Source organism: Kitasatospora sp. NPDC029367 (genome assembly GCF_055569135.1).
The window spans coordinates 21444-35510 of record NZ_JBVHYH010000090.1; the positions used below are offsets into that span (position 1 = coordinate 21444).

Annotated in this window: 12 protein-coding genes; 2 read left to right on the forward strand and 10 right to left on the reverse strand. The window is 72.3% G+C overall.

From position 1 onward, the window contains the following. Positions 1-90: 90 nt before the first annotated feature. Both ACZ4W5_RS33485 and ACZ4W5_RS33490 read right to left on the reverse strand, forming a co-directional pair. Positions 91-951, reverse strand: coding sequence for an ABC transporter permease (locus ACZ4W5_RS33485; protein ID WP_465658804.1), 861 nt, complete (start codon positions 949-951; stop codon positions 91-93). Next, positions 948-1859 (reverse strand): ABC transporter ATP-binding protein, encoded by a 912-nt coding sequence (locus ACZ4W5_RS33490; RefSeq protein WP_465658806.1) that lies wholly within the window; start codon positions 1857-1859, stop codon positions 948-950. Before ACZ4W5_RS33490 ends, ACZ4W5_RS33485 begins: the two co-directional genes overlap by 4 nt. 134 nt (positions 1860-1993) lie before the next feature. On the opposite strand from ACZ4W5_RS33490, the gene ACZ4W5_RS33495 reads away from it, so the two are divergent. Together ACZ4W5_RS33495 and ACZ4W5_RS33500 are read left to right on the forward strand one after the other, a co-directional pair. Beyond that, positions 1994-3205, forward strand: a complete 1212-nt coding sequence (locus tag ACZ4W5_RS33495) for a sensor histidine kinase (protein ID WP_465658808.1) — start codon at positions 1994-1996, stop codon at positions 3203-3205. After that, positions 3202-3861: a response regulator transcription factor gene (locus tag ACZ4W5_RS33500; protein ID WP_360243350.1), complete on the forward strand. Its 660-nt coding sequence runs from the start codon at positions 3202-3204 to the stop codon at positions 3859-3861. The genes ACZ4W5_RS33495 and ACZ4W5_RS33500 overlap by 4 nt, the downstream gene beginning before the upstream one ends. A 273-nt stretch (positions 3862-4134) precedes the next feature. On the opposite strand, the gene ACZ4W5_RS33505 is transcribed toward ACZ4W5_RS33500, so the two are convergent. From ACZ4W5_RS33505 to ACZ4W5_RS33540, 8 genes are all read right to left on the reverse strand, one after another. Further along, positions 4135-5241: a hypothetical protein gene (locus ACZ4W5_RS33505; RefSeq protein WP_465658809.1), complete on the reverse strand. Its 1107-nt coding sequence runs from the start codon at positions 5239-5241 to the stop codon at positions 4135-4137. Between the two features lie 353 nt (positions 5242-5594). Continuing rightward, on the reverse strand, positions 5595-6269 hold the full coding sequence (locus ACZ4W5_RS33510; RefSeq protein WP_465658811.1) for a hypothetical protein: 675 nt from the start codon (positions 6267-6269) through the stop codon (positions 5595-5597). A gap of 168 nt (positions 6270-6437) precedes the next feature. Further along, complete coding sequence (locus ACZ4W5_RS33515) at positions 6438-7457, reverse strand: N-acetylglucosamine kinase (protein WP_465658812.1); 1020 nt, start codon at positions 7455-7457, stop codon at positions 6438-6440. 249 nt (positions 7458-7706) lie between these two features. After that, positions 7707-8996, reverse strand: a complete 1290-nt coding sequence (locus tag ACZ4W5_RS33520) for a 6-phospho-beta-glucosidase (protein ID WP_465658814.1) — start codon at positions 8994-8996, stop codon at positions 7707-7709. Then, positions 8996-9895, reverse strand: a complete 900-nt coding sequence (locus tag ACZ4W5_RS33525; protein ID WP_465658815.1) for a carbohydrate ABC transporter permease — start codon at positions 9893-9895, stop codon at positions 8996-8998. The genes ACZ4W5_RS33520 and ACZ4W5_RS33525 overlap by 1 nt, the downstream gene beginning before the upstream one ends. A gap of 21 nt (positions 9896-9916) precedes the next feature. Continuing rightward, positions 9917-10915, reverse strand: a complete 999-nt coding sequence (locus tag ACZ4W5_RS33530) for a carbohydrate ABC transporter permease (RefSeq protein WP_360243978.1) — start codon at positions 10913-10915, stop codon at positions 9917-9919. A 24-nt stretch (positions 10916-10939) separates the two neighbouring features. Continuing rightward, positions 10940-12295, reverse strand: coding sequence for an ABC transporter substrate-binding protein (locus ACZ4W5_RS33535; RefSeq protein WP_465658816.1), 1356 nt, complete (start codon positions 12293-12295; stop codon positions 10940-10942). A gap of 137 nt (positions 12296-12432) precedes the next feature. Continuing rightward, positions 12433-13623: an ROK family transcriptional regulator gene (locus ACZ4W5_RS33540; protein WP_465658818.1), complete on the reverse strand. Its 1191-nt coding sequence runs from the start codon at positions 13621-13623 to the stop codon at positions 12433-12435. Positions 13624-14067: the final 444 nt, after the last annotated feature.

Consider the following 14067-nt stretch of genomic DNA (forward strand, 5'->3'; position numbering starts at 1 on the left):
TGCTCCCTCCCCCTCCCCCCCCCCCCCCCCCCCCCCCCCCCCCCCCCCCCCCCCCCCCCCCCCCCCCCCGGGACCGGCAACCGGGGTGCGTCAGACGTCCCGGCGCCGCACCACGACCATCGTCACCGCCACCGCGACGACCGCCCACACCCCCATGGTGATCCAGGAGTCCAGCACGCTCGGCGCCCACTTGCTGATCGTGGTCAAGGAGTCGGGGTTCCAGGTGAGCCGGTTGACGGTCTCCAGTGGCAGGTGGGCGCCGATCTCGTGCAGCCACCGGTAGCGGTCCCCGCCGAACATCAGCGGCAGGATGAAGAACAGCAGCACCAGGGAGACGATCGAGACGGTGGCGTGCCGCAGCACCGCGCCCAGCGCCATCCCGATCAGCGCGCAGACCGGCACGATCGCCGCGTAGGCGAGGACGGCCTGCAGGCTGACGCCTTCGGTGATGGAGAGCCCGACGTGCCGGGTGGCCAGCATGGCGTTGGTGGTGAAGAAGGACACCGTCGACACCACGGCTCCCGCCAGGGCGGTGATCCCGCCGATCAGCAGCACCTTGGCGGCGATCACCCCGCGCCGGTCGGGCACGGCGGCGAAGGTGGTGCGGATCATGCCGGTGGTGTACTCGCCGAACACGGTGATCGCCCCGAGGCTGCCGGCGGCGATCGCCATCACGTAGCCGGCGATGTTGCTCAGGCCGTGGTACAGCGGGTCGTACTTGTACGGTGGCAGGCCGGGTACCGGCGCCGGCGGGTGGTCGATGTACGTCAGGTCGGAGTGGACGGCGTTCAGGTTGATCCCGATCGCCACCAGCGAGGCCAGTGCCAGGACCCAGTACGTCGACCGCAGCGAGCGCAGTTTGATCCACTCGGCGGCGAGCAGGTCGGTGAACCGGGGCGCCGGGTCCACCGAGCGGGCGCTCTCCGTGCGGGTCAGGGTCATGGTGCTCATCGGGCCTCTCCAGCCAGGTACTCGACGCTGTCGGCGGTCAGGGACATGAACGCCGACTCCAGGGACGACGTCCGGGTGGCGAGCTCGTTCAGCACCACGCCGTGGCGCCGGGCGAGTTCACCGATCCGCTCGGCGGACATTCCGGTGACCACCGCGAACCGCGGCTCCACCTGGTTGACTTCGGCGCCCTCGGCGCGCAGGGCGTCGGTCAGCAGGGAGAGTTGCGGCGTCCGCACGGTCACGCTGGACTCCGCGTACCGGGCCGAGAACTCGGCGAGGCTCTCGTCGGCGATCAGCCGTCCGCGCCCGATCACCACCAGCCGGTCCGCGGTGTGCTCCATCTCGGCCATCATGTGGCTGGAGACGAAGACCGTCCGCCCCTCGTCCGCGAGCCGCCGGAACAGCCCGCGCACCCAGAGCACGCCCTCGGGGTCCAGCCCGTTCAGCGGTTCGTCGAAGAGCAGCACGGGCGGGTCGCCGAGCAGGGCCCCGGCGATGCCCAGGCGCTGCTTCATGCCCAGCGAGTAGCCGCCGATCCGCCGGTCCGCGGCCTTGCCGAGGCCGACCTCGGCGAGCACCTCGTCGACCCGCCCGAGCGGGATCCGGTTGCTGCGGGCGAGCGCCGACAGGTGGGCCCGGGCGCTGCGGCCGCCGTGCACGTCCCCGGCGTCCAGCAGGGCGCCGACGTGCCGCAGGCCGCGCGGGCGGCCGGCGAAGGGCACCCCGTCGACGGTGACGGTGCCCGCGGTGGGGGTGTTGAGGCCCAGGATCATCCTCAGCGTGGTGGACTTGCCCGCGCCGTTGGGGCCGAGGAAGCCGGTGACGGTGCCCGGCCGGACGGTGAAGGTCAACTGGTCGACGGCCGTGGTGGCGCCGTACCGCTTGGTCAGTCGCTCGATCTCGATCACGGGGACAACGGTGCCGGTCAGGGCCGTACTCGGGCATCGGGCGGCGGGACACAACCGGGGGCGGCCGCCCCCGCCCCGGGGATTACGCCCGCGGGCCGATGCGCCGCCCGACGGCCCGCCACTACCATCGGTTCATGATCATCGAACCCCGCCCGCCGCTGCTCAGGCGCCTGCCCGCGGGCGTGTGGGTGGGGGCGTTCTGGACGACCATCGTGGTGTTCCGGTTCTTCACCCGGGACGACGAGTTGAGGCACCTCTTCGAGTACAGCGGCAACGTCGAGGGCATGCCCCTGACGGTCACCGCCGTGGTCACCACCCTGGTCGCCTTCCTGCTGGTCCGGCTGCCGCTGGCGGCGGTCGCGGCCGCGCTGGCGGGCGGCGTCTTCTCGCTCGGGATGTGGACCGTCCCGGAGACGGCGCCGCTGCAGTTCCTGATCGCCGAGGCGGTGGTCGGCTACTGCGTGGTCACCCGCTCCCGGACGGTCTCGGCGATCGCGGTGTCGATGCCGCTGGCCGTGCTCGCCACCCTGTTCGCCTGGGGCGCCGTCAACGGGCAGGCCGCGAACCCGTACGCCTACCTCGGCCTCGCCGCGACCGTCCTGATCGCCTGGCTGATCGGCAACACCGTCCGCCAGAGCCGTGCCCACACCGAGGCGCTGCGCGGCCGCGCCGCCGAGCAGGCCGTCACCGCCGAACGGCTGCGGATCGCCCGCGAGTTGCACGACATGGTGGCCCACAACATCGGCATCATCGCGATCCAGGCGGGCATGGGCAGCCGGGTCATGGACACCCAGCCCGCCGAGACCCGCAACGCGCTGAACGCCATCGAGGCCACCAGCCGGGAGACCCTGGCCGGGCTGCGCCGGATGCTGGGCGCGCTGCGGCAGGGCGAGGGGGAGTCCGCGCCGCTCGAAGTGGCGCCCGGGCTCGACGAGTTGGACCGGATGCGGGAGAAGGCGGCCGGCGCCGGGGTGCGCGTCGCGCTCACCCGAAGCGGCGAAGCCCGGGCGCTGCCGCCCGAGGTGGACCTCGCCGCCTACCGGATCGTCCAGGAGTCGGTCACCAACGTGGTCAAGCACTCCGGCACCCGGGACTGCCACGTCACCGTCGAGTACGCGCCCGAGCACCTCGCCGTCACCGTCGTCGACCTCGGCGCCGGTACGCCCACGGCCACCCCCGGCACCGGCTACGGCCTGGCCGGGATGCGCGAGCGGGTCGCCCTGCTGGACGGCGAGTTCAGCGCCGGCCCGTGCCCCGGCGGCGGCTTCCGGGTGGCCGCCCTGCTGCCGCTCCCGGCCGTGCCCGCGGGAAGCCCCGAACCGACCCCCCTGGAGGTGGGACCGTGATCCGCGTCGTCCTGGTCGACGACCAGCCGCTCATCCGCACCGGCCTGCGCGTGCTCATCGCCGACGCCCCCGACCTGGAGGTGGTCGGCGAGGCCGGCAACGGCGCCGAGGCCGTCGAACTGGTCGCCCGACTGCGCCCGGACGTCGCCGTGATGGACATCCGGATGCCCGGCATGGACGGCATCGAGGCCACCCGCCGGATCCTCGCCGACCCGGACCTGCCCACCCACGTCCTGGTCCTGACCACCTTCGACGACGACGACTACGTGTACGGCGCGCTGCGCGCCGGGGCGAGCGGCTTCCTGGTCAAGGACCTCGCCCTGGAGACCATCCTGGACGGCGTCCGGGTGGTCGCCGCCGGGGACGCCCTGCTCGCGCCGGGGATCACCCGCCGGCTGATCGGGGAGTTCGCCGCCCGCCCGGACGCCGCCGCCCGGCCGCGGAAGTCCGCCGAGGGCATCACCGGGCGCGAACGCGAGGTGCTCACCCTGGTCGGCCGCGGCCTGTCCAACACGGAGATCGCCGAGGAGCTCACCATCAGCGTGGCCACCGCCAAGGCGCACGTCGCCCGGCTGTTCACCAAGCTGGACGCCCGGGACCGGGTCCACCTGGTCATCCAGGCCTACGAGTTCGGGCTGGTCGCGCCCTCGTCGTGACCGTGCCCTCCTCCTGACCGCGCCCTCGCCCTGACCGCGCCCTCGCCCTGACCGCGTCGACGGCGAGGAGGCCGGACAGCGCGAAGCGCCGGAGCGGGCCCGCACAGCCCGCCCCGGCGCTTCCCCGTACCGGATCGTCAGGGCACAAGACCCCTCCGGCCCGTTCGATCCGTCGGTCCCGTCAGCTCCCGAGCTGCCCCACGCTGCTCGGGGGACGGCGCTTGGAGGTGTTCAGGTGCCGTCACCCGGGTTCCGTCGCCCGGGTGGCGCCGGTCAGGGGACGATCGCGTGCGAGATCTGGCACCCGCTGACCGCGTTCGACCAGGTCCCCTGCATCGCGAACGAGCCGGTCGCGAAGGCCACGTTCTGCGAGCCGCCGGTGCCGCCGACGCCCTTCCAAGCGCACTTGTCGGCGTTCTCCGCGCCCGAGGAGTCGGTCCAGCCGCCGGCCGGGTTCTGGTCGGTGATCGTCTCCGCGTACTCGTGGCCGAAGACCATGGTCACGCCGTCCAGCAGGCCCGCGCTGCCGCTGTTGACGTAGTTCTGGCCGCAGGAGGTGCCCATGTCGGTCACGTACGGGTCGTTGCTGAACGCCACGTCGCCGTAGGGGGAGGTGGCCGCGCCGCCGGTCAGCGTGGTGTCGCCGTTCCAGTCGTGCCAGGCGCAGAAGTTGCCGGTCGAGGTGTTGAAGCCGTCCGGGTGGGTGCCGGTCGGCGAGAGCACCACGTACTGCGCGTTGCGGTTGGCGGCCGCGGTGGTGTTGCCGAAGTGCCCGGCGGCCTTGATGGCCTCGTTGGCGATCTGGTTGCCGGTGGCCTGCCCCGGGGCGGCGGCGGAGTTGTCCACCCAGACGCCGGCCAGCGCGCCGCCGGTCGGGTAGCCGACGTGCCCGGTGGTGCCGCACGTGGTGGCACCCTTGGCGACGCCCTCGCAGTACTGGGTCATGACGCCGGACCAGGTCTCGTTGTTGGTGCCGAGGCCCTTGAACAGCTGCTGGGCCCGGACGGCCTCGCCGGACGGGTCACCGGACAGGGTGGTGTAGCCGTTGGCGTCGGTGCCCGCGGTGCCCCACTGGGAGCCCCAGAAGATCACGTACACCTTCGGAGCGCCGGTGGTGACGCCGATGCCGTCGACCCCGCCGCCGAACTTCAGGTTGGTGGTGCGGCTCGCGGCCGCGGAGGCGGCGTTGGCGTGCTCGGCGGCCTCCTTGGTCGGGACGCTGCCGTGCCGGTACGGGTGGGACTGCCCGGCGAACTCGCTGCCCGGCTGGTCGGCCTGGGCGGCCGGGGCGGTGACGAAGCCGGCGGCGGCCAGGGCCAGCGCGCTGAGCCCGGTCAGGGCCCGGGCCCGTGCCCGGCGGGAGGTGGGGGAGATGCCCATCGTGAGGGTTCCTCTCTCATGCCGACCGCACACCGGTGGGGGCGCGGCGACAGCGTGGGGGGACAAATGGGGAGGAGCGACGACGGCAGGCCGGTGTCCACCGACCGCCCGTCAGGGAGGGTCGGTGAAAAGGGGATGGGGGACCGGTTCACTGCCGACGGCGGGAAGCAAAGCACCGCCGCGGAAACCGGGTCAACGACGCCGGGAGTAAGACCAGCCCCAAGGGCGGCCCCGGATCAGGTATTGAACGTCAAAAATCCGCAGCTGATCGGTTGTTGACGTACTTGACGAAGACATGTCTCAACAGTTGAAAGGGCCTTCTACACCGTATGGCGGCACGGTCCCCGCCCGGCTCAGCGCTGCGCGCCCTCGACCTCCGCGTCTTCCGGGCCCTGGACGTCCGCGCCCTGGACGTCCGGGCCCTGGACCTCCGTGATGCGCATGATCCGCCCGTGCGAGTCCAGCACCACGTCGTAGGCGTTGCCGTGGCAGCCGTACGGGTCGGCCGGGTCGCGTTCGGCCAGGCAGTCGTTGAGGTGGGTGACCAGTTCGTCCAGCTGGACGGGTCTCGCGCTCTCCCCGCGCGGACGGTCGACCAGGGTGGCGGTGACGCCGGCCGCCGCGAAGCCGTAGTGGACGGGGGAGCCGGTGGCCTCGTAGCGGGGCGGGGTGCAGGCGAACCGGGCGGGCTGGGCGGTGAGTTCGGCCGGGCCGGCGGCGACCACGATCAGTACCTGGTGGCCGGGCCGCAGGGCGGGCGCGGTGCACTCCGGGGCGGGGTCGACGGGCGCGCCCGGGGCGGCGACGGTGCCGGTGGCGGCGTCGGTGGCCGTGTCGTAGGCCTCTTCGTCGGCGAAGTCGTCGGCGTCGTCCAGCAGCGGGTCGTCCAGGCCCTCGTCGGAGAGGGCCGCGGCCGAGGAGGCGGCGGCCACCGTCGGGCGGGAGTCCGCGGGGGTACAACCGGTGAGGCCGGCCAGGGCGAGCCCGGTCAGGGCGGCGGCAGCGAGGAGGAAGCGGGGCACGGCCATGACACAAGTCTCCCCGGGCGGCGGTGGCGGTCGGTACCCGGGTACCACGAGCGGCGCGCGCGGTGCGGTTCCCGCCCCCGCCGGACGTGCGGATCCGGCGGGGACGGGAGGTCCAGGGTGAGCAGAGGGGAGCCGAGGGGAGCCGAGGGGAGCAGAGGGGAGCAGGCGTCAGACCGCGACCGCCGGCTGCGCCTCGTACGCCCCGCGCACCCGCGCCTGCACGGCCGTGTCCACGCCCAGGTGGTCCAGCCCGAGCAGCGCGGCACCCAGCACCGGCGGCGCGACGACCACCCGCGGCTCGGCCAGCGGCGCGGCCCGGGCCAGCCGCTCCTTGAGGTTGTCGAGCAGCAGCGGCTGCCGGGAGGCGAGCACCCCGCCGCCGAGCACCACCGGGGTTGCGGAGTCCAGCAGTTCCAGCCGGCCGAGGGCGACCACGGCCAGCCGGACGATCTCGTCGGCCTGCCGGTCGATCAACTCCCGGGCGACGGCGTCCCCGTCGTTCGCGACCGCGAACAGCACCCGGACGATCTCGTGCAGCCGGGAGGCCGGCAGGTGCCCGAGGTGGACGGCCTCGGCGACGGCCCCGGCGCTGGGCAGGCCGAAGTGCTCGGCGATGGCCCGGGCGAGGCCGGTGGGCCCACCGCGCCCGTCCTCGGCGCGGACGGCGTGCCACATGCTGCTGGTGGCCAGTCCGCCGCCGCCGCCCCAGTCGCCGGTGAGCTCGCCGAGCGCCGGGAAGCGGGCGGTGCGCCCGTCAGGCAGCAGCCCGACGCAGTTGATCCCGGCGCCGCAGACCACCGCGACCCCGCGCGGGCCGTCGGTGCCGGCCCGCAGCAGGCCGAAGGTGTCGTTGACGACGGTGTTGCTGAGCCCCCACGGGTGCGATTCCAGGGCGGTGCGCAGCGCATCCTCCTCCACCGGCAGGTCGGCGTTGGCCAGGCAGGCGCTGACGTGGCTGGTCAGCACGCCGTGGAAGGACGGGAAGCCGGCCGCCGCGGCGGCCTCCTCGACCAGCGGGGCGAGGCCCGCCACCGCTGCCGCGCCGCCGATCCTCTGCGGGGCGAAGCCGCCGCCGCGGGCGGTACCGCGGACGGTGCCGTCGGCGCCGATCAGGGCGACGTCGGTCTTGGAGTTGCCCGCGTCGATGGCGAGGACGCCGGGCAGGAGTGGTTCGGGCTGGTGGGTCATCAGGTCCCCGCGGCTCGTACGTGGCCCGGCCGCAAGCCCCGGCCGGGGGCCGGTCCCCAAGGGCCCGGCGAGGGGCGAGGCCTGTCTTCGAACTCCCGCCTGCGGGGCGACGCCGGGGCACGCACCTCGCCGCGTTGTCGTCGGTCGCCAATGCGCTGCATTGGGCTCCCTCCTCCGCCTTGCGATGCACGCACCCCAACGCCGCCCCGCCCGCCCTCCGGGCGAACGACGGGAGTTCGAAGACAGGCCTCAGGCCCAGGAGAGGTGCTCGCGGTTGTGGGCGAGCAGCCGGTCCGTGAGCCGGTCGGCGAGTTCGATCTGGCCGACCAGCGGGTGGGCGAGCAGGGCGTCGAAGACCCGGTCGCGGCCGCCGCGCTGGGCGGCGTCGAGGGCGAGGTGCTCGTACGAGGTGACGGCGGCGATCAGCCCGGCGAACAGCGGCTCGACCGGCCGCTGCGGCAGCGGCCGCACGCCGTGGGCGTCCACCTCGGCGGGCACCTCGATGACGGCGTCGTCCGGCAGGAACGGCAGCACCCCGTCGTTGCGGGTGTTGACGACCTGGACGGAGGTCCCGCCGCCGGTGCCGAGCAGGGCGGCGATCAGCTGGACGGCGGCCTCCGAGTAGAAGGCCCCGCCGCGCTGCCCGAGCAGCTCCGGCTTGGTGTCGAGGGCCGGGTCGGCGTACAGCTCCAGCAACTGCCGTTCGATCTCGGCGACCTGGGCGGCCCGCGAGCCCTGCGCCCTGAGCTCCTCGACCACCGCGTCGTGCTGGTAGAAGTACCGCAGGTAGTAGGAGGGCACCACGCCGAGCCGCTGCACGAAGGCCTGCGGCAGGTGGAGGTCCTCGGCGATCTCCTTGCCGAAGTCCCGCAGCAGTTCCGGCAGCACCTCGCGGCCGCCGGCGGCGCCCGGGCCGTCCAGCAGGGTGACCCCGCGCTCCCAGGTGAGGTGGTTGAGCCCGACGTGGTCCAGCCGGACCAGCTCCGGGTCCACCCCCAGGTGCCCGGCGAACTTGCGCTGGAAGCCGATGGCGACGTTGCACAGCCCGACGGCCTTGTGCCCGGCGCTCTGCAGGGCCCGGGTGACGATGCCGACCGGGTTGGTGAAGTCGACGATCCAGGCGTCCGGGTTGGCCCGGCGGACCTGCTCGGCGATGTCCAGGACGACCGGCACGGTGCGCAGCGCCTTGGCCAGCCCGCCCGCGCCGGTGGTCTCCTGGCCGACGCAGCCGCACTCCAGCGGCCAGGTCTCGTCCCGGTTCCGCGCGGCCTGGCCGCCGACCCGCAGCTGCAGCAGGACGGCGTCGGCGTCGGCGACGCCCGCCGCCAGGTCGGTGGTGACGGTGACGGTGGCGGAGTGCCCCTGCTTGGCGAAGATCCGCCGGGCCAGCCCGCCGATCAGTTCCAGCCGCTCGGCGGCCGGGTCGATCAGGACCAGTTCGCCGATCGGCAGGGTGTCGCGCAGCCGGGCGAAGCCGTCGATCAGCTCCGGGGTGTACGTCGACCCGCCGCCGACGATTGCCAACTTGAGTGCGGACATCAGCCCTTGACCCCTGTCAGTGTCACGCCTTCGATGAAGGCCTTCTGTGCGAAGAAGAAGAGGACGATCACCGGCGCCATCACCAGCAGGGTGGCGGCCATGGTGAGGTTCCAGTTGGTGTGGTGGGCGGCCTTGAACGACTCCAGGCCGTAACTGAGCGTCCAGGCGTCGTGGTTGTTGCTGGCGTAGATCTGCGGGCCGAAGTAGTCGTTCCAGCAGTAGAAGAACTGGAACAGGGCGACGGCGGCGATGGCCGGCCTGGCCATCGGCAGCACGACCCGCAGCAGGGTGCGCAGGTCGCCGCAGCCGTCGATCCGGGCGGCCTCCAGGTACTCCTTGGGGATGGTCAGCAGGAACTGGCGCAGCAGGAAGATGGAGAAGGCGTCGCCGAAGGCCATCGGGATGATCAGCGGCCAGAGCGAGCCGCCGAGGCCCAGCTGCTTGGCCCAGAACAGGTACATCGGGATGACGGTGACCTGCGGCGGCAGCATCATCATCGCGATGACGGCCATCAGGGCCAGGTTGCGGCCGCGGAAGCGGAACTTGGCGAGCGCGTAGGCGACCGGCAGGCTGGAGACGACGGTCAGCAGGGTGCCGGCGCCGGCGTACACCAGGGTGTTGCGCCACCAGGTGAGGAAGCCGGGGGTGTTCCAGACCTTGGCGTAGTTGCCCCAGTTCCAGGAGGTGGGCCAGTAGTCGGTGGTGAGCGCCTGCTGGTCGTTCATCACCGAGGTGAGGAGGACGAAGACGAAGGGCAGCAGGAAGAACAGTGCGGCGGCGATCGCCAGCGAGTGCACGGCGACCCAGTTGAGCAGGGCGCGGCGCCGGGCGGCCCGGGCCGCGGCGGTGCCCGCGGTGCTGCGGGTGGTCGGCTTGGTCAGGGTGGAGCTGAGAGTCATGTCGGAGTCCTCATCCGTCCGCTAGTCGTCGCTCGCCATGAAGCCGGACCGGCGGCGGAGCAGGACCGAGGTGACGGCCATCGAGATGGCGAACAGCACCAGGGCGACGACGCAGGCCGCGCCGTAGTTGAAGCGCTGGAAGCCGAGGTTGTAGACCATCTGCGGCAGGGTCCAGGTGGAGCCCTGGGGGAACCCGGGCTCGAACTGCTGGCCGGAGTTGCCGGCGATGCCGCTGGCGACCTTCCCGGCGACGTACGCCTGGGTGTAGTACTGCATGGTCTGGATGACCCCGGTGACCACCGCGAACATGATGATCGGGGAGATGTTCGGCAGCGTGACGTACCGGAACCGCTGGAACGGGCCGGCGCCGTCCAGTTCGGCCGCCTCGTACTGCTCCTTGGGGACGTCCAGCAGCGAGGCCATGAAGATGACCATCAGGTCGCCGATGCCCCACATGGCGAGCAGGGTGAGCGCGGGCTTGGACCAGTTCGGGTCGGCGAACCAGCCGGGCTGCGGCAGGCCGAGTTCGCCGAGCAGGTGGTTGAGCGGGCCGGTGCCGGGGTTGAGCAGGAAGGCGAAGGCCACGGTGGCGGCCACCGGCGGGGCCAGGTACGGCAGGTAGAAGGCGGTGCGGAAGAAGCCGGCGCCGGTCTTCACCTTGGTGATCAGCATGCCGATGCCGAGGCCGAAGGCGACCCGCAGGGTGACCATCACCAGCACCAGCCACAGGGTGTTGCGCAGGCCCTGCCAGAAGGTCGGCAGCTGGTTGAGGACGTAGTCCCAGTTCTTGAGGCCGTTGAAGGTCGGCGTGCCGAAGCCGTTGTACTGGGTGAAGGAGAAGTAGGCGGTGGAGACGAGCGGGTAGACGAAGAAGACGCTGAACCCGATCAGCCAGGGGGAGAGGAAGGCCAGGGTGCGGGCCGCCTCCCGGCGGCGCTTCCGGCGCAGCAGGTGCTGCGTGGAGGGCGCCGCCGGGTCGGCCGTCCCGGCCCCCTTGCGGGTGCCGAACGCGAGTGACATGGGGAGCTCCGTGGACCGTTCCCGTTACTTCGCCTGGGCGATGTCGGTGTCGATCTGCTTGGCGGTGGCGGCGAGGCCCGCCTTGAGGTCGGTCTGCTTGCCGGACTCGTAGTCGTAGCCCAGGTTCTGCAGCGAGACGATGTAGCCACCGCCGTTGACGCTGGCCGGGGTGGTGCCCGAGTTGGGGTTCTTGGCGACGTCCAGGAAGGTCTTGAAGTTCGGGTCGCTGACCAGCTTCGGCGAGTTCAGTGCGTCGAAGGTGCTCGGCACGTTGTGGATCGCGTTGGCGAAGTTGACCACGGCGTCGGTGTCGGTGGTCAGGAACTTCACGAACTCCCAGGCCGCGGCCTGCTTCTTGCTGGTGCTGGCGATGCCGACGATGGTGCCGGTCTGGTAGCCGCGGCCGTAGGTGTCGGCCTGGTCGTCCGGCACCGGGAAGGGGGCGGTGGCCCAGTCGAAGTCGGGCTTGTTCTCGGCGAGCGAGGCGGTCCGCCACTCACCGTCGATGGCCATCGCGACCTGGCCGGTGTGGAAGGGGTTCTTGGCGCTGAACTCCTCGCCGAAGGTGGCGCGGTACCGGTCCAGCTTGGTGTAGCCGCCGAGCTGGTCGACCATGCCCTTCTGCCAGTCGAGCATCGCGGCGACCTTGGGGTCGGCGGCGAGGTTCGACTTGCCGTCGGCGCCGAAGTAGGTGGCGCCGTACTGGCCGAGGAAGTGCTCGGTGGTGGACTCGTAGCCGTGGTACAGCGGCATGAAGCCGAGCTGCTTGTACGAGTCGCCGTCGGCGATCGTCAGCGCCTTGGCGTCCGCGGCGAACTCGCTGAAGGTCTTCGGCGGGGCGGAGATGCCGGCCGCGGCGAAGGCCTTCTTGTTGTAGTACAGGCCGTACGCGTCGCCGAGCAGCGGCAGCGAGCACTGGTTGCCCTGGAACTGGGTGTAGTTGAGCATCGCGGCCGGGAAGGTCTTGGCCGCGTCGATGCCGCTCTTCTGCAGCTGGGGCTTGAGGTCGACGAACGCCTTGGTCGAGCAGAACATGCCGACGTTGTTGGTGGTGAAGGAGGACACCACGTCCGGCGCGTCGTCCCCGCCGGCCCGCAGGGCCTGGTTGACCTTGTCGTCCGCGACGTTGCCGACCGGCTTGACGTGGATGTTGGGGTGGGCCTTCTCGAAGGCGGCGATGGTGTCGTTGATCGCCTTCACCTCGTTGTCCTGGCTCCAGCCGTGCCAGAAGGTGATGGTGACGTCCTTGCCGCTGGCGGAGTCGTCGGTGCCGCCGGACTCGCTGGAACCGGTGCAGGCGGAGGCGAGCAGGGCCAGGACGGCGCTGCCGGCGACGGCGGCGACGGTGCGGCGGCCTCTGCGGGAGGTGGTGGCGTGCACTTCGAGGTCCTCCTGGGGGTGCGCGGGCAGGCGTCATTGCCTCTGGGCCCGCGTAGGGGTTGGGGGAGAGGTGGGTGCAGGGGGAGCGTCTGTGGGTCTGTCTGCAGGTCTGTCTGTGGGGTCTGTCTGCGGGTGGATCAGTGGGTGGAGAAGACCGCCTCGCGGGCGTCGGCGAGGGCGCGTTGCAGGGCGCCGTGCAGGACGGGTGAGCCGGACAGGGCGCTGCTGCGGACTTCCGGCCGGGCGAGGCAGATCCGGGCCAGTTCGTCCTCGACGAGCGCGCGCAGGCGTTCGCCGCCCGCGCTCGGCACCGCGCCGGAGAGGACCACGAGCTGGGGGTCGACCACGGCGACGATCACGGCCAGCCCGACGGCGAGCCGCCCGGCCAGTTCGGTGAGGAAGGCGTCGCCGGCACCCGGGGTCTCCAGGGCCTTGGCGATCGACTCCTCCGCGCTGGGCGCGCCGAGGCCGTGCTCGCGGGCCAGGGCGCGGACGGCGGGTGCGCCGACCTGGGCCTGGAAGCCGCCGAACTTCCGCCGCCGGGCGTCCCACTCGACCGGCGAATCGGGCACCGGCATGTAGCCGACCTCGCCCGCGCCGCCGGTGAAGCCGCGGTGCAGCCGCCCGGCGAGCACGATCGCGGCGCCGACGCCCGCCCCGGCCCAGAGCAGGACGAAGTCCTCGAAGCCCGCCGCCGCGCCGGTGGCCTGCTCGGCGACGGCGGCCAGGTTCACGTCGTTCTCGATCGACACCGGCGCGCCGATCGCCCCGGTCAGCTCCTCGACCAGCCGGGGCGAGTGCCAGCCGGGCAGGTGGGAGGCGTAGTTCAGCTTCCCGGTGACCGGGTCGGGGGCACCGCCGACACCGATCGCCACGGTCCGCAGGCACCCCGCGCCGAGCCCGGCGGCCCGCACCGCCTCGGCGACGGCAGCCGCCACTCTCGGCACGGTCTCGGCGGCCGGAACCCCTCTGGTCGACACGGTGTGCTCGGCCACCGTGCCGCCGGTGATATCGGCGACGGCGACCCTGATCCCACTGTTGGTGACGTCCAGCCCGGCCACGTACCCGGCGGCCGGATTCACCTGGTACAGCTGCGCATTGGGCCCCGGCCCACCCTCGGTGGTCCCGACCGGCAGCACCAGCCCGGCCGCCTCCAGCCGGGCCAGCAACTGGGACGCCGTCGGCTTGGACAACCCGGTCAGCGCCCCGATCTGGGTCCGGGACAACGGCCCGTTCTCCAGCAGCAGTTCCAGCGCGGCCCGGTCGTTGATGGCCCGCAGGAGGCTCGGAGTGCCGGCGAGGGGCGCCTTGGCAGTGCTCTTGGTCATGCCCGGAATCCTCCCCTCCCGACCGATCGACGTGAACTGTTAGGAAACTTTCCAGTCGCTTGGCACAGGACCGTACGGTCCCCGTCAGCGGAGTGTCAATGCCCCCTACCCCCTCGGATGCCGAAGCGTTACCGGCCCGCCGGGAGGCCTCGCCCTTCAAAAGCATTGAAAACGTGCCACCCCTCCTTGGATAAGGAAGCGTGACACGCAAAAGGACGAGAAACAGAAGAAGAAGCTGGACGCCACTCCTCGGTAATCCGGGGGCGCCACAAGAGAAACTCGGCCCACCCACCCGGCAAGCAGCCCCCTCTTCACCCGTCGGGGGGTTGGGGGGGGGGGAGGAGGGGGGGGCAGCTCACCGCCCCCCACGGGGAGAAGGGCAGAAAAAACCTCTCTCTACGGCAAGGGGAAGGCATGGGGGGAGAACACGGCGGACCCTTCCAG

Excerpts from the sequence above, each read along its gene's own strand:
- ACZ4W5_RS33485 (WP_465658804.1), bottom strand. The coding sequence starts at position 951 with ATGAGCACCATGACCCTGACCCGCACGGAGAGCGCCCGCTCGGTGGAC.
- ACZ4W5_RS33495 (WP_465658808.1), top strand. The coding sequence starts at position 1,994 with ATGATCATCGAACCCCGCCCGCCGCTGCTCAGGCGCCTGCCCGCGGGC.
- ACZ4W5_RS33505 (WP_465658809.1), bottom strand. The coding sequence starts at position 5,241 with ATGGGCATCTCCCCCACCTCCCGCCGGGCACGGGCCCGGGCCCTGACC.
- ACZ4W5_RS33510 (WP_465658811.1), bottom strand. The coding sequence starts at position 6,269 with ATGGCCGTGCCCCGCTTCCTCCTCGCTGCCGCCGCCCTGACCGGGCTC.
- ACZ4W5_RS33515 (WP_465658812.1), bottom strand. The coding sequence starts at position 7,457 with ATGACCCACCAGCCCGAACCACTCCTGCCCGGCGTCCTCGCCATCGAC.
- ACZ4W5_RS33520 (WP_465658814.1), bottom strand. The coding sequence starts at position 8,996 with ATGTCCGCACTCAAGTTGGCAATCGTCGGCGGCGGGTCGACGTACACC.
- ACZ4W5_RS33525 (WP_465658815.1), bottom strand. The coding sequence starts at position 9,895 with ATGACTCTCAGCTCCACCCTGACCAAGCCGACCACCCGCAGCACCGCG.
- ACZ4W5_RS33530 (WP_360243978.1), bottom strand. The coding sequence starts at position 10,915 with ATGTCACTCGCGTTCGGCACCCGCAAGGGGGCCGGGACGGCCGACCCG.
- ACZ4W5_RS33540 (WP_465658818.1), bottom strand. The coding sequence starts at position 13,623 with ATGACCAAGAGCACTGCCAAGGCGCCCCTCGCCGGCACTCCGAGCCTC.